Origin of the sequence: Sediminibacillus terrae (assembly GCF_009602435.1) — a bacterium.
Taxonomy (GTDB): domain Bacteria; phylum Bacillota; class Bacilli; order Bacillales; family Amphibacillaceae; genus Sediminibacillus; species Sediminibacillus terrae.
This window is the reverse complement of the sequence record NZ_VZDQ01000027.1, coordinates 219442-238806: the sequence shown is the minus strand read 5'-3', so window position 1 is coordinate 238806 and position 19365 is coordinate 219442. Positions and strand designations below refer to the sequence as shown.

The window sequence follows — 19365 nt, the reverse complement described above, 5'->3', positions numbered from 1 at the left end:
ACTTATCTCTATCCATATACCCGCCGTTTCTGTGCTCAAACCTGAATATTTAATTTTCGTGACAAATATTACGATTTAATGACATGTCACTGCCCCATATTCCATTCAAGCCACATGCTCATCATGCTGTGCGTTCCATTCATCCTGTCACGAATGATTGCAATGCTTCAGTCACTCAGAATGAATGCTGCCAGTATCTTCCCCAGGTAAAAAGCGGTCAAACATATTCCAAGGAACACCTCTCTTATAAAAATGTTAAGTTACTCCAACCATGCTTCATAGCAGGACTCGATTTTTTCTTCGATTCGTTGTTTCTCCTTCTTTCTCTGTCCAACCGAGAGATCCGTGCGTCTGGTAAGGGCCTCAAGCTGTTCCTCCAACCCCAGGATCAATTCTTCATACTCCAGCTTGTCTTTGCCTATCGACGGATTCTGCTTAGACGGTGTTGTCTGTTTCCCGGCTTTCGATTCTTTCCAACGTTTCCACTTATGGTTTGTTTCTTGGTAGGTCCCGGGCATCCGATGTAATTTGCCTTCGAATAAATAAGCGGTTTCCGGAAAACAATTATTCAAAAAGTACCGGTCATGCGATATACAGAGAACTGTTCCTTTAAATTTAGCCAAAGCTTCCTCCAGCACTTCCTGCGAATCCATGTCCAAATGATTGGTTGGTTCGTCTAAAAATAAAACATTGACCCCCCTGTGCATAAAAACAGCCAGCTTCAGCCGCATTCTTTCCCCACCGCTCAGCTGTCCCATCTTCTTGAAAACGGAAAAACCATAAAACATGAAGTTGGCCAACAAGCCACGGGCCTGACCCTCGGAAACCGAAACTTCTTCCCTGAACTTGTCAATCAAGCGTTTATCCTCTTCTGTGTCGCTCGGCTGTTGGGAAAGATAGCCGATTTCCAGGTGCGTGCCAGTTGCAATCCTGCCGCTGTCAGGAGTGAGTTCCCCAAGAAGTATTTTCATCAAGGTAGATTTTCCGCTTCCATTGTCGCCGACGATCGCCAAACGATCCTGGTACCGCAGATGCAAATCCAGGTCCTTCAGAATAGCTCTTCCGGCAAACTGTTTGGATATCGCTTCCGCCTTGATGACATCTTTGCCGGAACGATGGTCGGCTTGTAATGCCAGTTTCATTTTATCCGGGTCGATTTCAGGCCGCTCGATTTTTTCCATTCGCTCCAAAGCTCTTTCCATGTTCCTCGCCCGTTTATGCAATCCTTCATTAGGCGGGTTTGCCTGGTTGGCCCACTGTTTCAGTCGTTTGATTGTTTCCTTCATCTTTTTGATTTTTCGCTGTTGTTCCTGGAAGGCAGCAAACTCGCTAAGCAGTTTCGCCTCCTTCTGCCGGACAAATTGTGAGTAATTTCCTTTATAATAGTGGGCTTCTCCATTCTCCAAATCGATGATTTTCTCTATACTATGATCTAAAAAATTACGATCATGCGAAACCACACATACGGCTCCCTGATAGTTGGCAATGTACTGCTCCAGCCACTCGATTGCCGCCAAATCCAGATGATTGGTCGGTTCATCCAGCAAAAGCAAGTCAGGATTTTGCAACAGCAATTTGGCCAACCCTGCCTTGGTCTTTTCTCCGCCACTGAGCGAAGAAAAGGAAAGGTTAATCAAATGGCTGATACCCAAACCATTGGCGACCTTTTCCAGTCGGGCATCCATCTCATATCCACCAGCTGCGGTAAACGCTTCCTGGACTTTTCCGTATTCCGTCAATGTCTGTTCAAGATTCACGTCCTCCCGCATTTCTGCCTCCAGTTTCTCCATCTTTTGCTTGATTGCAAGAAGCTCCTCCATCCCAGACAAGAGAAAGCTTTTCACCGTACCAGATGCATACTGCGGCACTTGCTTAAGATATCCGATTTTCGTTCCTTTTTTGATGAACAAATCCCCCTTGTCAAACAGTTCCTGTCTGACAATCATTTTGAATATCGTCGTTTTACCAGAGCCGTTCCTTCCCACCAACCCTATTTTCTCTCCCGGTTTGATTTCCAGGTTCAATTTTTCAAAAAGGATGGTGCCTCCTATTATTTTCTTTATATCCTTTAAAGTGATCAACATTATCCATGCTCCTTTTCTGTATTCAATGATGATAAAAAAGGCCGGGGGTGTCTTCACCCCCGGCCAATACTTCCGGACACATCACATATCCTGCGCCGCTTCTTATTGAAAACAGTCTGTCACAGCTGGTAACTGCCATGAGTCAAATCTTTTATCCTGAGGAACCGCCGTCGATCAAGAATATTACGAAGGCGGGCTTCCAGATGAAAAGCAAAGCGCTGTTTTCCCTAATTCTATCCTCTAAAAATTTTGCAGAGTTGCGAAATTCCTAAACGGTACATTTTTACAGGATAAAAAAATCCACACATAATGTGTGGATCTGCTTGCGGCAAGCTTGTTTAGTTGGGTGTAAGATCCTACACAGAATCATTATTCAGTTGCTAAAAAAGGACATACGTATCCCGTTAGCAGCTAAATCATGAATAATCGCACGGTACATATACAGGTTGCTTTTATAGGACGCGTGCGTTTCTGTGTATGGCATCTTTTCCCCTCCTTTTCCGGCAAAATTACGTTACATTTCTATTGTACTAAATTTTCTAACTCTTATCCAGCTTTAATTGTTCAGCATACAGTCCCAATTTTTTCAAAAGCTCAATGGCTTCCTGCTTTTCCTGCCGGGACAAACCGCCGGTAATCTTTTCGATTTGCGCCCAGTGATCAGGAAAGATGTGGTGCAAAAGGTCTCTCCCGCTGGCCGTGATGGCAGCATAAGTTATCCGCCGGTCTTCTATGGACGGCTTCCTTTCCAGGTAACCCTTCTTTTCCAGCTTGTCGACAACATAGGTAATGCTGCCGCTGGCCAGCAAAATTTTATCTCCGATTTTTTGCAGGGTATGATCCCCTTGATGGTAGAGAAGCTCCAATACACCAAACTCTGTCGGATTCAATCCTTTCTTTCGTATATCTACCTCGACCTGGTCGGCAATGGAACGGTATGCTTTCGAAAGTACAACGAATAGTTTTAAAGACGGGTCTTGCTTTTTTTCTGTATATGATTGATTTACATCCATTCCGCTCATCCTTTAATCTCAAATTAAAAATAGTATAGTAGAAGCCCGAATTTCGTGTCAACTTGGTCCTCCGCATTAAACATGGCCATTCATTTATGTCATAATAAAAGTAGAATGAAAAGAAAGCGGTGGACACATTGGTCTTAGATACAGGAGAACGGGTCATCCCTGAATATATGAAACCTACAAACAAACTGTTGCTCGAGCACATCGCAAGGTATCAATTTGCTCTGCCTTATGTAAGCGGAAGAGTGCTGGATCTTTCCTGCGGTTCCGGATATGGAACCCACATGATTGCCAAAGAAAAGAAAAGTCAGATTGAAGAAGTGGTCGGCATCGATCTCGATCAGGAAATTATCGAATATGCCAGAGGCGCCTACTATCACCCGCAGTCTTCCTTTGAAAGGGCAGATGCCACAGATGAAACACTTGTCAATCAACTCGGCCAATTCGATACCATTGTCAGCTTCGAAACTTTGGAACACATTGCAGAGGAAGAAAAGCTGCTGAACAACTATTATCAGTTATTGAAACCGGGCGGCACGCTGTTGGTCTCCACCCCCTTCGGGAAAGGACGCGGTGTACCATGCGGATCTCCCTTTCACGTTCACCAGCTGAAACCGGAGGAATTTCAGGCATTGTTCAACCAATATCAGGAAACGACCTTTTTTTATCAAAAGGGCGTACTGATTGTTCCAGCTTTGGACACGCAGGACTATCCGCTGGGGATTGCCGTCTGTAAAAAAGCGGCCTGATCGCGCAAAGCTGAAATTGCAAGGGATGATAAAGAGTGGAGATGGATAAGAATCCGCTTGTCCTTCCATCAACCTTTGCAATATGTCATCTGAATTTTTCTTTATAGATTTCTCTTAGCTCCTCCGCATTATCTTTCCATTCTACTGTTTCCTCCCGGACTAACTGACTTAATACATCTAAACACCGATGCCATCCGGCGGCGATATACATCGCCATTTCCTTATCGTCAAAAGTATGGACGAAAACCATCTCACTCCCGGCGCCTGTTTTCTCTTCCTGGAATGACAGCTCGATCAGATCTTCCACTTCACGAAATGCAAAGGATCGCGGGTAATCCAGTTCTGTTATTACCGCTTCATATTCCGAACCTTCTCCATCGTCAAAATACATTTTCCCGCCCAAGTGAAGATCCATCCTCCCAGTTGCAAAAGGATACCATTGAACGAAGATATCGGGATTTGTCACGGCATCGAATACCTTTTCCGGCTTACAAGGAAAATGGCGTTTAAATGTCAATGCATATCCCCCCTCCACTTTATCCATCCTTCCGTATCCATCCATATTTCATCCTCCTTTTATCAGGACATTTTAAAGACCTTCCTCCTTCAGAAACCAACCCGAAGTGAAAGCTATAAAGAAAAAGGAGCCTGACATGAAGAAGAGACGCCAAAGGATTCTGCTTTTCCATCCCGTTTTCTTCTCATGTATCCTTCCAGGTACTTGTCCAGGCTTTCCCTGTTTCCTTCCATTTCATGTTTATACTACCACAATATGAAAAGGGAGGGGATTCCCGATTTTTGATGTTTTTGATTTCCGCAGAAAAGACGGCACTCCCATTAGCCGTGCCCACGGAAAATGAATCACCCCCGACAAGCTTAAGCCATCCTCGCAGTGGCGGTGTTGCCACGCGGAGGATTGACTTAAGACCTCGAGGGGGTAGGCGCTGAAGCTGGACGCTGAAATGCGGAAGCGCCTCGATTACCCCCGACAAGCTTAAGCCATCCTCGAGTGGCGGTGTTGCCACGCAGAGGATTGACTTAAGACCTCGAGGGGGTAGACGCTGAAGCTGGACAACAACATTACATCAGAATCTTAAAAATGAAGATAATCCAAAAAAGAAAAACCGTACGAGTTCGATTGTGTAACAATTCGAATCTTCGTACGGTTTCTGCCTCGGCCAAGAACTTTTGTCCCGGCCATTTCGGTTTATTATTGAACCACCAAGGTAGACTTCATGCTGGAATGTCCTTCACCACATGGGACACTGCAATAAATTTCATACTCTCCTGGTTCTTCTGGAGTGAAGGTGGCTGTTCCATCCCCTTCAATATTCACATCGAATTCATCGATAGCCAGTCCATGTGTTCCTTCCTCACTGGTCAGGTTGATGGTTACTTCCTCGCCACTTTGCACGGTGTATTCTTCTTGGTCGAACTTAAAATTTGTTGCAGAGACATTAAGCGTATTATCGGAGGAGCCTTCTTCCGCCATTCCTCCATCGCCTGTAGTCGTTTCTTCCGTCGTATTTTCCTCGCTCTCCTGCTTTGTTTCACCGGAGTCATCGTCACTGCTGCTTCCGCAAGCGGCCAGCAAGAGGACAAGCATGCCCAAAACTGCAACTAATAATAATTTTTTTCTCATGATGTATCCTCCTTCAATGTATGTTCTAATGGTCTATTTCTCATAAAGGAAGATGTTAAACATGATCCGTCATTGATTGAAAATCATATTCACATGCGAGGGCAAGATTCGAATAGATGCCGGGACGGTGTCGACAATTTCGCCGTCCATATCGATTTGTCGTTCTTCCTGTCCTTTTACTTCGATTTCCGCCTGATTGACTTGCACATGGGAAAGCTCTGTCAACGCTTCTGTATTCGCATCCTCTTGATTCATCATCATCAGCTCCCGAAACATGGCAAGACTCGAGTTTTTGACAATAAGGACATCGAGCTTACCGTCTTGTGGAGTTATTGCCGACACTGGAATTTCCCGGGTTCCGATATACTTTCCGTTTAAAACGACAATCAATACTGCCTCCCCTTCTATCTCCTCTCCATCCGCTTTGATCCGATACCCAAAAGGTTCCGCCTGATTGATGGTCCGCAACGTGCTTAAAAAATAACTCAGTACACCTAAACGACGTTTTTGTTCCTTGTCGATGTTGATCGAGGTTTCGGTTACAAGCCCGATTCCCCAAAAATTGAGAAAATAGCGGGAATCAGATTGCCCGATATCAACAGCTCTGATTTGTCCATTCACAATTGCCTCCGCAGCTTGCCGCACGTTTTGCGGCATCCCTAGCATTCTGCTGAAATCATTGCATGTACCGCCGGGTAGAATGGCTACTGCAGGCCGTTTTTCCAAACCGGCGATGGCATTGATACACTCATGGACCGTCCCGTCCCCTCCTAAAATAATGATGACATCCACTTCAGAGGCATACCCTTTACACGTTTCCTGAAGCTCTTCCAGGCTTGTTGTTTGAATGACATGAAGATTGCTGATTGCTTTTGCCAGAACCGGCAATGCCTGCTGCAAGTCCTGGCCGACCTCTTCCTTTTTATTTCCGTTGTATAGAAACAATCCTGATTCAAAATGGCTCACGTTTGACACTCACTTTCTTTCCTTTGCTCTATCCAGAAGCAATTTAATTGTTATCGACAGGGTAAACCCTTAAAAATGTATATTACTTCATTGATGGTTACTTTTTCATTCTTACAGTTGATACCATAAAATAAACGGCTTAGGTATTTTCCAAAGTGCCGCCTTCTTTAAATGCCAAGAGTTGTCGGCTTTCTCTAATGCAGGCTTTTCATATAATAATAGATTCCTTATTATTCGTAATTCAAAACAACCGTATGCGACCATCGACTGTTTAACAGGACTTTCGACGTATTTTGTGATTCTGTTAGAATTTTTTGGAAAGTTAAGATAAAATAAAAGAATACTAGACGAAACAATAGAGAAATAGGGGATGACTTCATGATTTACCGTGGCAATTTGATCAGGCTGCTTTTACATACCGAGGACCATCTCTTTCGCATAAGAGAAGCAGAAAAAATAACCAACGTGATAAAATTGATTTTCTTGATGACCGGATTGTCCATCATCGTTTTTGGTTGGAGCGCGTGGCTTGGAATCGGTTCCGACCCACTGTCCTCCCAAGCGCTGAATAGTCCGCCGGAAGAATACGAACTACAAAAGGTGTGGTTCTTCGCCGGCCGGCTGTTGTACGGATTGTTGTTCGCTCTCTTTATTTTGTTCGTCCCATCGCTGGTTTTCCATGCTGCATATCAAATCAGCTACAGCAAATTGCTGATTGTCCAGCTTGTCGTTTTGCTGGTCCTGCTTGTCGAAAGAGTGATTTGGATTCCGTTATTTGTTTATGTTGGATTGGAGTGGCAAGTATCACCGTTTTCACTAGGAATTCTTGCTTCCTACTTAACTGACGCGCCATTTTTTATCTATTTTTTCGGTGCTGTCTCCCTTTTTCAGCTTTGGATCATTTTTTTTCAAGTACGTTGCATAGCCAGTCTTGTATCTGTACGTATGCGATGGGTGTGGACAGGTGTACTGCTTCTTCATTTAGGTTATTGGATTTGCACAGCGATATTTGCCATGGATGGCATGTACTTGGTCGATTTGATTACAGAAAGGGGGAACTAGGATGCGGGGGGAAAATGCCAAAAAAAGAATCGTGGTTCCAGCCGTTCTTTTACTCATCGTCCTCAATACCCTGCTGATCACTTTTGATGCCGATCACACAGTTGAAAGAAAATCCTTTGTAAAACAGCGGGCACAGGTTTTCACGCACGATTTGTATAAAACGTCTTCAACGGGAGGGGTGTTGACAGCTGCGGAGGAAACCCCTGTTTACTTCGATGATGATCAAGGACGATTCCTTCAATTTCTCGTCGAAAAAGGGGAACGTGTACAATCAGGAGACGGTTTATTTGAGTATCAGGTAAGAGACTATCAAGAGACAGAAGCAACATTACAGCAGCAAACCGAACAACTTGAAGAAGAAATCACTGCAATCGAAAATGCGATTACACAAATCAGCGCCTATCAATTTTCCGAATCAGAAACCAGGCCATCTTCTTTACCGAGTTTCCTTCCACCCTATGGATCTGATGCCCCCAACAACACGGATCCGGAAACCGAACCTGGGACAGACACAGAAACCGCCCCCTCTTCTAGAGAGGAAGCCAAGTTTCTAAAAGAACAGTACATAGCAGAAAAGGAAATCGAGCTGGCTGAAAAACAAGCGGCATTGAACAATGCTCAATCACAGCTCGCAGAATTGTCTGCCGGAGGCGATACTGTGACGATCGAGAGTCCTGTGGACGGAATTGTGACGGAGTTAAACCAGTCTCTGGCAAATCCCCTGACTGTCGTTTCGAGTGAAGAATTGATAATTGAAGGGACGCTGTCGGAAGGAAAGCGGAAAATGATTGAACAAGGAATGGAAGTAAGGATTTCTGTTCCGGATGCCGCAATCCAACTGAATGGAACCATCCAATCCTTGGCTGATGTTCCCGAACAAACTGACGAAAAGAAGCAAAGCGACTATCGATTTCACGTCCAAATTAACGAAGAACCCGACCAAAACCAGGAGGACCGCTTGACAGATGGATTAACGGATGAAACAAATGAACAAGTATCCGAGGAAGCAGATGACGTTGCCGAGCCGGAAGAAACCTTGTTGGCGGGCTTTCATGCAGATTTGGAAATTATAACCGAACAAGAACTCGACTCGGCGGCTGTGTTCACGCGCCAGCTGGCGAAGGACAGGTTAATTCCTTCCCTGTGGGTGTTGAATGAAACCGGAAGGCTGGAATTGCGGCCGATTGAGTTAGGTCTCAACATGGATGTTTACCAGGGTATAGCCTCAGGGGCTTCGGCTGGGGAATGGATCGTGGATAGCGAAATAGGACACCAACAGGCCGGAACACGATTTGTGACGCCGATTAAAGAAAATCTCGTTCCTTGGCGGCAAATATTCTATAGGAACGAAGGCACCTTCAAGCCAGTATCTTTTTTGACAGGAATTGTTTCACACTAAAGGAGGTAATTCGATTTGCTGGCACTGGACCATCTTGTTATCGGTTGCGCCAATGCGAAAGAAATGAGCGGGGAGTCTTCACTGGTTGCCGTGGAAGGCGGGATACATGAACAATGGGGAACCTACAATTATCTTGGCTACCTGTACAATGCCTGCTATATCGAGTGGCTCTCCCCTTATGATCATACCAAAGCCGAGGAAGCAGATAATCCGCTGATTCATGATTTGCTTGACCATTTAACAGACCCGTCTGCAAGTGACGCAATCCAGTTTGCTTTGCGGACAGAAAACATGGATTCCTTTCTTGAACACTTTCGCCGGCAAGCCATCCCTTTTAGTGGTCCTTATCCAGGCAGCAGGGTCAGGAAGGATGGCGCAAAACTGGAATGGCGGATGCTGTTCCCGTTAGGAGAACCGGGTCTAAAGCTTCCATTTTTGATTGAATGGGGCGGACCAGGCAATACAGCCCCAAATACAGAAGCAGTCAATCCGCTGTCCATTCAGACCGTCCGATTCGGTGTCGAGGACGTGGAGCATGCCAGAAAGAAAATGGAATGGATTTACGGTTTGGAAGAAACCGGTGGCGGGTCTTGGGGACTGGCTAACGCCAAATTGGAGTTGTTAACGGGAAATGGACTCTCCTTCTCGATGGGATGAGTTCCATTTCCCCTTTTTTACAGCAGTTTATCATAATAACGCAAGGAATCGTCTTTTTCTTCCACATACTTCTCTTGGAGATAGTGATATCCGTTTGCTTCAAACAGATGCCGGGCGGAAGCATTTTTAGAAAACGTATCGGTCTTTATGTAATCAAGGCCCCTTTGAACAGCGACCTTTTCGGCATGCTTGTATAACCTAGTGGCAATCCCCAGCCCGCGGCAGAGGGGATCAACTGCCACCCGTTTCACGGTTATTGCCTTCGCCGGACTTCGCCAGTCGATGGACGGGTATTCATCATGCTCCTTTTCACTGAGACAAGCCGTCCCGACAAGCTTGCCGTCCTGTTCGACCACATACAACTCACCAGCTTCTATATCACCCTGATAATGGCTTGCTAAAGGATAGGTGTCATCCCATTGATAATTCCCCTGCCGATTCATCACCTTAACAGAAGCGTGGACGATTTCCATAATCCGTTCTAAATCCTGCTTCACCGCTTTTCTGATCATTCATTACCCTCCCGCCGCTGGACGTGGCTGTTTCAGCCAATAAATATCCACAGACAATTAAAAGTATAATTTTCTTAACAGTAAAAAACCCTACCGGTAGACGGTAAGGTTTCGCCTTGGATTAACCCAGTTGCTGACCGAGAAACTCTTGTACTTCTTCAGGTGTTTTTGTGTAGGCGCTGTGTTGATGGGCAAGCTTTTCGCCATTTTGAAATATCAACAGGCTTGGAATCCCCATCACTTCATGCTCTTCTGCCAACCCCTGCACTTCATCACTATTGACTTGATACCATTTATATTGATTATACTCATCAAGAATATCGCCAATAAACATATCCATCCGCTTGCAGTCCGGGCACCAATCTGCATAAAACTTTACGATGACAGGTTCCGCAGAATTGATTACCTCATTGAACTGTTCGTGCGTTTTGATTTCTTCCATTGTTCTACACCCCTTTCTTTGCAATAAAACTACCACCGGTCCCAAACATATTCAAGTTTTACGCCTGAAAGGGATCGATCGACAAGGAAAAGGAATCCCAAATGCCTTGATCACTCATACTCCACCCTGCCAAGCAATACAGCTGCAGCCAGACCGGCCGCAAAAGTGACGATACTGACGACCACCATGGGCACCTCCTGCGGCCATCCGGGAAAAACCACCGCCACAGAACCGATGACAAGCCCGATCACCAGTGCATAGGTAGCTGATGGATACCTCGCCATAAAGTAATGAATGATTTTACTCATTACCACGATTCCGATAAGGATTCCAGCACCTACCACAAAAATAATGTCCAGCTTAAAATTGGAAATAGCAGAAGTGATGGTCGTATAGGCTCCGATTATCAGCAAAATCAAAGACCCGCTGATACCAGGCAGGATCATTGCACTGCTTGCAATAAAACCTGCAAAAAACAAGTACACGTATGTACCGAAGTCAAGATTGGCTATTTGATCCGGTTCTTCGGCCGGGAAAAAGGCAATGGACGCTACCAGAATGACACCCAGCAACAACAGGATGACATGCTTCACCTTAAAATTTTTCTTCGCATCCGCTTTATGAAACAGGAACGGCAGGACGCCGATAATCAACCCGAGAAAGAAAAACTGGGTCGGGCCCGGATAATGCTCGAACAGCCATTCAATCAGGTTGGCTAGAGCAAAGATTGCTCCCACGATCCCAATTCCCAGAGGGACCAGGAAGCCGAGATGTTGTTTCCATTCCTTGCTGAAGAAACCGTTCACCGAAGCAATCAGCCGATCATATATTCCCAGTATTACTGCTATCGTTCCGCCGCTTACGCCCGGAACCACATCACTCGCCCCCATCAGCAAACCTCGATAAATATTTTTCCATTCCATACGTTAATGGTCTCCTTTAATAAACGACTTGTTACAGAAAATATCATACCAAAAATGTGTCCACATTTATATGGTTTTCTCCCCCTGCCCACCGGTAATACTTATCATTCAGGCCAAGGGAATATAATGCTCCATTCGCGGGAAACAGAAAGAAAAACAGGAGGTGGATTTGCAATGCCGACTGTTCATTTGATGGCAGGCATTCCCGCCAGCGGCAAAAGTTTTTTTGCAAAAAAACTGGCAGCAGCGAAACAGGCGGTTTACATATCCAGTGATGATATACGTGAACAGTGGTACGGAAATGCCGGTATCCAGGGAGACAACAGCAGGATTTTTGATGCCATACGAAGGATGATCCGCACCCATCTGGCAGAGGGGAGCGATATCGTTTTCGATGCCACCAATCTATCCAGAAGGAAACGGATTCATTTCACCCGTAACGACGTGCGCGGCTTCCCGGTGGTCGCCCATGTCCTTTGCACTCCTTATCATACTTGTCTGCTTAGAAATCAGCAGCGGGAACGCAAGGTCGATGAAAAGGTTTTGCAACGGATGTATAAACAATTCGAGTTGCCTTTTTCCGAAGAAGGATTCTGCCAGGTGGCATACTATGCTCCCGATTTATCGCTTGAACCCGTCTTAAAACAAGACATTCGAAGTATGATAGGGGAAACTGCTCCCTATCAGGATTTGTTCCGGATTCTATGTCACCTCCCTGGATTCCCGGAAATTTACGAGCTTCCTCACGATTCCAAGGTGCATCATTTATCGGTAAGCAGGCATAGTTACTACATGCATCAAGAAGTGGTGAACCAATATCATGGCCCGGCCAAGGAAAAATTGCTCTGGCTCAGTATGTTGCATGACCTTGGAAAAGGGTTCTGCAAATCGTTCTTCAATTTCAGAGGAGAAAAAAGGATGTATGCCCACTTTGATGGCCATGAAAACGTCAGTGCCTTTCTGGCCATTCAACTATTGCAAAGCCTGGGGTATTCTCATGCTTTTGTTCACTCCACGGCTAAGCTTATCAGCTTGCACATGCTGGAAACAGAAACCTCGAAAAAAAGACGCAAAACTGCTCTTAGAATTTTGCAACCAGAAGAAAAACAACTCCTGGACCAATTTACCATCTTGAACCATCAGTGGCGATAATAATCGAGGGACAGTCCCCCACCGTAATCGAGGGACAGTCCCCCACCGTATTAGCGCGACGCAGTGTTACATCGTTGGGGGACTGTCCCTAGACTTCCCCCTGACTTCTTTGCCTGAAAAACAGTGATAATCCTTCCACCATGGAAATACACTTAATTGATACTTCTTTGAAGGGGGATGTGTACTGTGGGGGATTTTATTGATAATGCCATGTTTGAACATCGGTTCTGGCTGCAGGTTCTGGGAGATCACGCCCGCTTTATCCGTGATTCCTTGTATCCATCAGAAACAAAGGATGTCGAATTGGCTAAACATTTTGTCAAACAGTTTGACACATTGTTAGATGGAACGGAGACGATTACTCATTCAAATGTGATTTCCTTTACCAAACGGGCGGAGTCCGTTGTGGACGAAATGAAGACATTCAAACTGGCCATCATCGAGCGCCAACTAACCGGAAAAATCGGTATCCATTTAACTCCTACTTTTATCAATCATATGGTCAATGAGTTGGAAGAATACCAGCTCGTCATCCGTTATTTGAAGCAAGGTGAGTCACCCCCGGTATTCCATGAACTGCATCATCATTTGGTCTGGCTCCTCGACGCGTCCGGCCATGCCGGTGCCATCAACGACGAGCTCGACGGAGTAGAAAAGCGGCTGAAGAAAAAAAGCAAGGATTTCAGCAAGCATTTCGATCAGTTCTATATAAAAGCCGTCGAGCTCACCGGCTACCTACGGACCAACCTGGAAGCATTCCCGGCATTGAATCGGTTTAACAGCGATGTTCAAATTGAAATCAACCTGTTCAAGACGTTTTTGCATGAACTGGAAGAGATGGAATTGTCGGAAACCGTGCTCGGAACATTCTCCGGTTTAATGGCTGATCATATGTATCGGGAAGAATGCTACTACTTGATGAAACTGGCGGAATCAACCCAGTCGGCCCCTCCCGACTGTGATCCGACCTCGCCAAGACTAAAAGATCCCCATTGATATTGACTAAATGCCTTCTTCAAACTATTTCCTGACGGTTTGATTTTGCACGGATAGTGGAACAAGTTTGCTGAAGGAGTGATACGATGACAAGAGAAAGGATTTCCACTTTTTTGTTTTCGGATGACGGGAAAATCCCGAACAACTCCGACCTTCCGTTAGTTGTTTATCCAGAAGTGTTGTTGGACCGAGTAGTCGATTGTGAAATGATTTTTAACGGGAACAACTGGCTTAACAGCTGGACTGGCGGTGTGTTCGATTATCATCATTTTCACAGCAACACCCACGAAGTGCTCGGCGTCATCAGCGGCAAGGCGTTGATTGCATTTGGCGGAGAACAAGGAAAAAGAATCCATGTTGCAGCGGGAGACGTGGTCGTGATCCCGGCAGGCGTCGGCCACAAAAAAATCGAAGCAAGTCCTGACTTCAAAGTGGCCGGTGCATACCCCGACGGAGCGAGTCATGACTTACTTACCGGGAAACCCGAGGAAAGAGAACAAGCACTTGAAAATATCGCGAAAGTACCTGTTCCCGACCTGGATCCTGTATTTGCAGAAGACGGGCCGCTTCTGGAATTATGGACTAAAGGTTAACAGAGAGATAGCAATGGCTGTCCGTCATTAGTCAGGACAGCCATTGCTCTGTTGGCTACATTTCTTCAGGGGCATGGATACCGAGCAAACGCAAACCTTCTTTAAGGACGATGGACACCGCGAAAGTAAGTGCCAAACGCTGCCCTTTCCACTTCCCTTCCTCCAGGATACGCGTACCTGCGTAGTATTTGTTGAATGCCTGGGCGAGGTCGACGACATATTTTGCTATTTGGGATGGGTCATCCTGCTCCGCCGCCCGGTTGATCACCGCCGGAAAAGCGTCCAATTGTTTCACGACCGGCCATGCTTCCCGATCACATCCGTTCACCTCTTCTGCAGCCGGTTGATATCCTCCTTTACGCAATAAAGATCGGGCTCTCGCAAATGTGTACTGTACATATGGACCTGTTTCTCCTTCCACTCGCAGCATATCCTCTAAAGAGAATTCGATATCATTATGACGATGGTTTTTTAAATCGTGAAAAACAACCGCTCCGACTCCAACATTCTCAGCAACAGATTGTTTATCGGCAAGCCCGGGGTTTTTTTCCTCTATATTCGTTTTTGCCAATTCAATCGCTTCCTGCAAAATGTCTTCTAAAAGGATGACTTTCCCTTTTCGTGTCGACATCTTCTTTCCTTCTTTCAATATCATTCCAAAAGAAACATGGCGGATATCCTCCCACCAGGAATAACCCATTTTACGCAGCACAGCTTTGAGTTGCTGAAAATGCAAGCTCTGCTCGTTGCCCACCACATAGACAGAGTTGCCAAAATGATAAGTCTCCTTGCGGTAAACAGCTGCTGCCAAATCCCTTGTGGCATAAAGCGTAGCGCCATCAGATTTTTTAATCAGGCATGGCGGCAGGTTATCTTCACTTAAATCCACCACCATGGCTCCTTCTGATTCTGTCAGCAACTGCTTCTCTTCCAATATATCGACAATACGCTGCATCTTGTCATTGAAAAAGGCTTCCCCGTTGTCGGAGTCAAACGACACACCTAGCAACTTATAAATCCTCTCAAATTCCTGCAGGGACTCCGCACGGAACCACTTCCATAACGCCAATGCATCCGCATGTCCTTCTTCCAGTTGTTTAAACCACAAGCGTCCCTCTTCCTCCAGAGCCGGAGAATGTTCTGCTTCTTCATGAAAACGGATGTAAAGGGCCAACAGTTCTTGTATCGTGTTTTGCTTCACCTTTTCTTCACTGCCCCATTTCTTATAGGCAGCGATCAGCTTACCGAACTGTGTTCCCCAATCCCCAAGATGATTGATTCGGACTGTCTTGTACCCGCGCTTCTCCGCTATCAGAGATAACGAATGGCCGATGACAGTGGAACGCAAATGACCAAGCGAAAATGGTTTAGCTATATTCGGGGACGACATATCCATCACAACCACATCACCTTGACCAACCTGGCTGTTTCCATAGTTGTTTTTTTCTTCCATGATCCTAGCCAAAATGGCACTGGCTGTAAGCTGTTTATTAAGAAACACATTCAAATAGGCTCCTACCGCTTCCACTTTTTCATAGCCTGCTGCATCTTCTAATTGATTTGCCGCTTCTTGGGCAATCAATGCCGGGTTTCTGCGCAACTTTCCGGACAGTGTATAACAAGGGAACGCCAAATCCCCATGTTCTTGTTGTTTTGGTACTTCTATCAGATGATAGATGTTGTGGCGGTCAAGATGCTCCCCGAATTGTTTTTGCAAATCTGCTGCAAATTGCTCTTTGATCTTCATTTGTTTTCTCCTTTCTTCACCATTCCTCCGCTAACTAAAAAACTCCCGTCTCCTGTAAAAAGAGACGAGAGTCTATTCCCGCGGTACCACCCTAATTGTCCAAATCGAACCTGCTTTGATGAGATATCGGCCATAAACCGGCGGTCCCTACTATCCGTTCAAAACCGCTGTCCAGAAAGTCCGGTTCCCCGCTTCTTCCACACTGGGCTTCCACCATTCCCAATTCGCTGAGGCTTCCAAAGGAGTACTCTCTTCCTGATCGACATTTCTAAATATTATCTCCATTATAGAGAATCAATCAAATTATGCAAGTTTTTTTTTTATGTTTTACGGTCCTAGCATTCTGGGTACAGAAATAGAGAAATCCCAAATCCAACTGAAAGGATGAAACACAATGGCGAAAAAAACGCAGTATCAGCCGATTAGAGGAGAAGGGGTACAATTATCGGATGCACAGGAAGTGCGCTATGCAAAAGAATTCAAGCAGGCTGACATAGCAGGCGGCTATCGTCGGGAACGAGTGAAAGAAGCAAAAAGCGAGAATCCTGACTTGTTAAAATAATATTATTGCCTTTTGGATAGGGACTGTCCTGGAAGTCACAGACGGCTTTCATGGACAGTCCTTTTTTATTTGTGGGGAACCATGTAACAGCTACAACGGGAATGCCTGGATCAAGGTACCCATCATCACGATAAAAACTTGTCTCCTGTGAACGCGGGATCCTGCATCGGTAAATGGAGAAAAAGCAGAGAAGCTCCCTCCTTTCCTCCAAAGAAGCTTTCTTTTCTACCCACATTGGCTTCCCTCTTCCAGCTGTGAAAAATGGCAAATGTTTTTGATCATTTTTCTTGCTTTTGTTATCAAATTGCTAACAAATTGTGGTATCATAATAAGAGATAACATGAATGAAATTGGCCGCAGCTGCAACTGCGGCCTGAGATAGCCGTTCCTTCAGGGGATCGGCCTGGTGAATAGACCTCTCCCTTTTTACCGGCAGGGAGGTCTATTTTTTATTGGTCAATTTAATCACCAATGTGAACAACGCAATGAGAAAGGTTCCAAACGAAAACATAACCATGAACACCTCAAACGTTTCCACTGGCATCACCCCCGATCTTCCCTGCATGGGAGCTAGCCGACCCGCCCTCCGAGAACAGCCTATCCTACCGCTTAGTATAACACAAAATCGAACAAACGTTCCCCATCGATAAAAAAACCCGACTTTTTTCTTATTCTTTGTAGTCTCTTCCTTCGTTTAGCCGTCTACATAGTGAGCATAATTCAGGGGGGAATAGCGTGATAACCGTTAAAAACTTACATCATCACTTTGAACTTGGCAAAAAAGGGGAGAAATCAACCCTTTCCGTATTACGAGATATTACTTTTCAAGTAAAGGAAAAAGAAATCGTAGCTATCAAAGGCCGGAGCGGCTCCGGCAAATCAACACTGCTTCATTTAATCAGCGGCTTCATCCGTCCTGTGCAAGGGGAAATTTGGATTGATGGCACCAAAGTAACTGATTTGAATGAAACTGATTTTGCTGCTTTTCGTTTACAGCATGTAGGGTTCATCTTTCAAAACTTTCAGCTGATTCCTAGTATGACCGCCCACCAAAATGTCGAGCTCCCATTGATTCTGGATGGGACGCCCCAGGAAAAGCGGAAAACGATAGTCGGGGAAACATTACGAAAAGTAGGATTGGAAAACCACGGTGAACATTATCCAAGCGAACTATCCGGCGGGCAGCAGCAGCGAGTGAGCATAGCCCGGGCTCTTGTGTTGAACCCGCCGCTCATATTGGCCGATGAACCAACCGGAAGTCTGGACAGCGAAACAGAAGAGCATCTGCTGGAACTAATCCAACAGCTCAACAAAGAGATGGGCATTACCTTCCTGATCATCACCCACGATGACCAAGTTGCCCATATCGGCAATCGAACAATCGAAATTGCCGACGGGTTATTGGTGGAAGGAGGCGTTACCCATGAAATTTAAGGATCAATTTCAATTTGTCCGGCAAAATATGAAGAAAAATAAAGTCCGGGTATTCATGACGATGCTTGCCACGGCAATCGGCTGTGCATTTCTGATCGTCCTTGCTTCGGTGGGCTTCGGTCTTCATGATTCCCTGATCCAGGACACCATGCAGGACCGGGCTGTGACGGAAATACAGGTGCATGGTAAAGAAGTGGACGGGGCTTATCAAACTTTGCAAGACGAGGATATCGAGTATTTTGAGTCGATCAGCGGTGTCAAGGCTGTAACAAGAAATAAACAGCTACAACAGTCACCCGTTTTCTCGATTGATGATGACTATCAGCTTCAGACGATGGCGATGACCACAGACTTTCCATCTGAATTGAAAGCCGGTCTCGAGTTGTCCAAGGGAAAACTTCCTGAAAAAGACAACGAAATCATCGTCGGCCATGATTTTGCCTCCAACCTTGCGGAAAGCAATATAAGTGACGAAGAACTTTATAATGATGAAAATCAGGTAAAAGAAGAGTACCAGTACGATGGGAAACTGCTTGGCAAAGAAATCGAGATGAAAGTGATTCAAATTGAAGACAATGAAGAAAAGACGCATACCATTCCTTTGACGATTACAGGAATTACCGAAGCTCCTAACAGAGAATGGTTTCAAGACCAGAATGTATATATCTCTGAGTCGGTCCTGGAAGAAGTTGAACAATTTACCGGGACGAGTCGAGGAATGGTGTCCACACCTGGTCAAGAAGATATGTCTTCTGGTCAGCAACAAGAGGATTACTATGATCAAGTGACAATTTATGCGAAAAATATTGAAGTGGTACAAGAGATTTCCGATCTATTGGAAAGCAAGGACTATGCTTCCTATTCCGTGGTAAGTGAAATGGAACAAATCAACATGATGTTCACGATTGTCAAGGCAGGACTGATCATCGTCGGCACTATCGCTGTGTTGATTGCCTCCATCGGCATATACAACACGATGACCATGGCTGTAACGGAACGAGCTCCTGACATCGGTATCATGAAAGCGATCGGCGCAAAACCGAAAACCATTAAACGGATTTTTGTCCTCGAAAGCAGTATGATTGGATTGGCCGGGGCCGTCATCGGTACAGCTATTGCCTACATCGTTAGTATGGCAGTGAACTTTGCGCTTCCTCTGATTCTCGAAAGTGTATTCCAGGAGGAATTACCGCCGGAATTGCGCTTTTCCATGATTCCTTGGACACTGGTATTGATCGCTGTAGGTATCTGTCTGATTGTCACGGTCTTATCCGGCTTGCGTCCAGCAAAACGTGCGACACAAATCGATGTCCTGAAAGCAATGCGACGCGAAGTATAAGTGACTATAGAAAAATGAATACATGTAAAAATGGAGACGGGCCTTATGCAACAGGTCCGTCTCCTTTTTCATGATCAAAGTTGAAAA

The 19365-nt window shown here is 45.4% G+C and carries 21 protein-coding genes; 10 read left to right on the top strand and 11 right to left on the bottom strand.

What is annotated here, in order from left to right; genetic code table 11:
- Positions 1 to 260 precede the first annotated feature (260 nt).
- The 3 genes from abc-f to F6X55_RS18135 all read right to left on the bottom strand — a co-directional run bounded on the left by abc-f (position 261) and on the right by F6X55_RS18135 (position 3097).
- Complete coding sequence (gene abc-f / locus F6X55_RS18140; RefSeq protein ID WP_153465194.1) at positions 261 to 2084, bottom strand: ribosomal protection-like ABC-F family protein; 1824 nt, start codon at positions 2082 to 2084, stop codon at positions 261 to 263.
- A 373-nt stretch (positions 2085 to 2457) separates the two neighbouring features.
- Positions 2458 to 2568: an RAxF-45 family protein gene (locus F6X55_RS20365; protein WP_281242228.1), complete on the bottom strand. Its 111-nt coding sequence runs from the start codon at positions 2566 to 2568 to the stop codon at positions 2458 to 2460.
- Between the two features lie 55 nt (positions 2569 to 2623).
- Positions 2624 to 3097: a MarR family winged helix-turn-helix transcriptional regulator gene (locus F6X55_RS18135; RefSeq protein ID WP_026571372.1), complete on the bottom strand. Its 474-nt coding sequence runs from the start codon at positions 3095 to 3097 to the stop codon at positions 2624 to 2626.
- A gap of 137 nt (positions 3098 to 3234) precedes the next feature.
- On the opposite strand from F6X55_RS18135, the gene F6X55_RS18130 reads away from it, so the two are divergent.
- Positions 3235 to 3852, top strand: a complete 618-nt coding sequence (locus F6X55_RS18130; RefSeq protein ID WP_026571373.1) for a class I SAM-dependent methyltransferase — start codon at positions 3235 to 3237, stop codon at positions 3850 to 3852.
- Between the two features lie 85 nt (positions 3853 to 3937).
- On the opposite strand, the gene F6X55_RS18125 is transcribed toward F6X55_RS18130, so the two are convergent.
- The 3 genes from F6X55_RS18125 to F6X55_RS18115 all read right to left on the bottom strand — a co-directional run bounded on the left by F6X55_RS18125 (position 3938) and on the right by F6X55_RS18115 (position 6469).
- Positions 3938 to 4414 carry an SRPBCC domain-containing protein gene (locus tag F6X55_RS18125; protein WP_153465192.1) on the bottom strand — a complete coding sequence of 159 codons (477 nt, stop codon included), beginning with the start codon at positions 4412 to 4414 and terminating at the stop codon, positions 3938 to 3940.
- A gap of 648 nt (positions 4415 to 5062) precedes the next feature.
- Positions 5063 to 5494, bottom strand: coding sequence for a cupredoxin domain-containing protein (locus tag F6X55_RS18120; protein WP_026571375.1), 432 nt, complete (start codon positions 5492 to 5494; stop codon positions 5063 to 5065).
- 69 nt (positions 5495 to 5563) lie between these two features.
- Positions 5564 to 6469: a YegS/Rv2252/BmrU family lipid kinase gene (locus F6X55_RS18115; protein WP_237648707.1), complete on the bottom strand. Its 906-nt coding sequence runs from the start codon at positions 6467 to 6469 to the stop codon at positions 5564 to 5566.
- Positions 6470 to 6838: 369 nt separating this feature from the next.
- On the opposite strand from F6X55_RS18115, the gene F6X55_RS18110 reads away from it, so the two are divergent.
- Genes F6X55_RS18110 through F6X55_RS18100 form a run of 3 tightly spaced genes read left to right on the top strand, consistent with a single transcriptional unit; the run spans position 6839 to position 9578 of the window.
- Positions 6839 to 7522, top strand: coding sequence for a hypothetical protein (locus F6X55_RS18110; protein WP_153465187.1), 684 nt, complete (start codon positions 6839 to 6841; stop codon positions 7520 to 7522).
- 1 nt (position 7523) lies between these two features.
- Positions 7524 to 8921 carry an efflux RND transporter periplasmic adaptor subunit gene (locus F6X55_RS18105; RefSeq protein ID WP_153465185.1) on the top strand — a complete coding sequence of 466 codons (1398 nt, stop codon included), beginning with the start codon at positions 7524 to 7526 and terminating at the stop codon, positions 8919 to 8921.
- 15 nt (positions 8922 to 8936) lie between these two features.
- Complete coding sequence (locus F6X55_RS18100; protein ID WP_051381972.1) at positions 8937 to 9578, top strand: VOC family protein; 642 nt, start codon at positions 8937 to 8939, stop codon at positions 9576 to 9578.
- Between the two features lie 17 nt (positions 9579 to 9595).
- Here F6X55_RS18100 and F6X55_RS18095 read toward each other — a convergent pair whose 3' ends face one another.
- From F6X55_RS18095 to F6X55_RS18085, 3 genes are all read right to left on the bottom strand, one after another.
- Complete coding sequence (locus F6X55_RS18095) at positions 9596 to 10090, bottom strand: GNAT family N-acetyltransferase (protein WP_153465182.1); 495 nt, start codon at positions 10088 to 10090, stop codon at positions 9596 to 9598.
- 121 nt (positions 10091 to 10211) lie between these two features.
- Positions 10212 to 10532, bottom strand: coding sequence for a thioredoxin family protein (locus F6X55_RS18090; protein WP_026571380.1), 321 nt, complete (start codon positions 10530 to 10532; stop codon positions 10212 to 10214).
- Positions 10533 to 10642: 110 nt separating this feature from the next.
- Positions 10643 to 11455, bottom strand: a complete 813-nt coding sequence (locus tag F6X55_RS18085; RefSeq protein ID WP_026571381.1) for a DUF368 domain-containing protein — start codon at positions 11453 to 11455, stop codon at positions 10643 to 10645.
- 174 nt (positions 11456 to 11629) lie between these two features.
- On the opposite strand from F6X55_RS18085, the gene F6X55_RS18080 reads away from it, so the two are divergent.
- From F6X55_RS18080 to F6X55_RS18070, 3 genes are all read left to right on the top strand, one after another.
- Positions 11630 to 12607, top strand: a complete 978-nt coding sequence (locus tag F6X55_RS18080; RefSeq protein ID WP_161993115.1) for an ATP-binding protein — start codon at positions 11630 to 11632, stop codon at positions 12605 to 12607.
- A gap of 186 nt (positions 12608 to 12793) precedes the next feature.
- Complete coding sequence (locus tag F6X55_RS18075; RefSeq protein WP_026571383.1) at positions 12794 to 13603, top strand: DUF2935 domain-containing protein; 810 nt, start codon at positions 12794 to 12796, stop codon at positions 13601 to 13603.
- A gap of 86 nt (positions 13604 to 13689) precedes the next feature.
- Positions 13690 to 14196: a cupin domain-containing protein gene (locus tag F6X55_RS18070; protein ID WP_026571384.1), complete on the top strand. Its 507-nt coding sequence runs from the start codon at positions 13690 to 13692 to the stop codon at positions 14194 to 14196.
- Between the two features lie 55 nt (positions 14197 to 14251).
- Here the strand turns inward: F6X55_RS18070 and argS are convergent, their stop codons facing one another.
- Complete coding sequence (gene argS, locus F6X55_RS18065) at positions 14252 to 15943, bottom strand: arginine--tRNA ligase (protein WP_153465178.1); 1692 nt, start codon at positions 15941 to 15943, stop codon at positions 14252 to 14254.
- A gap of 394 nt (positions 15944 to 16337) precedes the next feature.
- Between argS and F6X55_RS18060 the strand changes: the two genes are divergently transcribed.
- On the top strand, positions 16338 to 16505 hold the full coding sequence (locus F6X55_RS18060; RefSeq protein ID WP_074600626.1) for a YfhE family protein: 168 nt from the start codon (positions 16338 to 16340) through the stop codon (positions 16503 to 16505).
- Positions 16506 to 16947: 442 nt separating this feature from the next.
- Here F6X55_RS18060 and F6X55_RS18055 read toward each other — a convergent pair whose 3' ends face one another.
- Positions 16948 to 17043 carry a putative holin-like toxin gene (locus tag F6X55_RS18055; protein ID WP_110943307.1) on the bottom strand — a complete coding sequence of 32 codons (96 nt, stop codon included), beginning with the start codon at positions 17041 to 17043 and terminating at the stop codon, positions 16948 to 16950.
- 197 nt (positions 17044 to 17240) lie between these two features.
- On the opposite strand from F6X55_RS18055, the gene F6X55_RS18050 reads away from it, so the two are divergent.
- Entirely contained in the window at positions 17241 to 17939 is a 699-nt protein-coding gene (locus F6X55_RS18050) for an ABC transporter ATP-binding protein (RefSeq protein ID WP_026571386.1), read from the top strand.
- Complete coding sequence (locus F6X55_RS18045; protein ID WP_153465176.1) at positions 17929 to 19278, top strand: ABC transporter permease; 1350 nt, start codon at positions 17929 to 17931, stop codon at positions 19276 to 19278. The genes F6X55_RS18050 and F6X55_RS18045 overlap by 11 nt, the downstream gene beginning before the upstream one ends.
- The last annotated feature ends 87 nt before the right edge of the window (positions 19279 to 19365 follow it).

Excerpts from the sequence above, each read along its gene's own strand:
- abc-f (WP_153465194.1), bottom strand. The coding sequence starts at position 2,084 with ATGTTGATCACTTTAAAGGATATAAAGAAAATAATAGGAGGCACCATC.
- F6X55_RS20365 (WP_281242228.1), bottom strand. The coding sequence starts at position 2,568 with ATGCCATACACAGAAACGCACGCGTCCTATAAAAGCAACCTGTATATG.
- F6X55_RS18135 (WP_026571372.1), bottom strand. The coding sequence starts at position 3,097 with ATGGATGTAAATCAATCATATACAGAAAAAAAGCAAGACCCGTCTTTA.
- F6X55_RS18125 (WP_153465192.1), bottom strand. The coding sequence starts at position 4,414 with ATGGATGGATACGGAAGGATGGATAAAGTGGAGGGGGGATATGCATTG.
- F6X55_RS18120 (WP_026571375.1), bottom strand. The coding sequence starts at position 5,494 with ATGAGAAAAAAATTATTATTAGTTGCAGTTTTGGGCATGCTTGTCCTC.
- F6X55_RS18110 (WP_153465187.1), top strand. The coding sequence starts at position 6,839 with ATGATTTACCGTGGCAATTTGATCAGGCTGCTTTTACATACCGAGGAC.
- F6X55_RS18105 (WP_153465185.1), top strand. The coding sequence starts at position 7,524 with ATGCGGGGGGAAAATGCCAAAAAAAGAATCGTGGTTCCAGCCGTTCTT.
- F6X55_RS18095 (WP_153465182.1), bottom strand. The coding sequence starts at position 10,090 with ATGATCAGAAAAGCGGTGAAGCAGGATTTAGAACGGATTATGGAAATC.
- F6X55_RS18090 (WP_026571380.1), bottom strand. The coding sequence starts at position 10,532 with ATGGAAGAAATCAAAACGCACGAACAGTTCAATGAGGTAATCAATTCT.
- F6X55_RS18085 (WP_026571381.1), bottom strand. The coding sequence starts at position 11,455 with ATGGAATGGAAAAATATTTATCGAGGTTTGCTGATGGGGGCGAGTGAT.
- F6X55_RS18080 (WP_161993115.1), top strand. The coding sequence starts at position 11,630 with ATGCCGACTGTTCATTTGATGGCAGGCATTCCCGCCAGCGGCAAAAGT.
- F6X55_RS18070 (WP_026571384.1), top strand. The coding sequence starts at position 13,690 with ATGACAAGAGAAAGGATTTCCACTTTTTTGTTTTCGGATGACGGGAAA.
- argS (WP_153465178.1), bottom strand. The coding sequence starts at position 15,943 with ATGAAGATCAAAGAGCAATTTGCAGCAGATTTGCAAAAACAATTCGGG.
- F6X55_RS18060 (WP_074600626.1), top strand. The coding sequence starts at position 16,338 with ATGGCGAAAAAAACGCAGTATCAGCCGATTAGAGGAGAAGGGGTACAA.
- F6X55_RS18045 (WP_153465176.1), top strand. The coding sequence starts at position 17,929 with ATGAAATTTAAGGATCAATTTCAATTTGTCCGGCAAAATATGAAGAAA.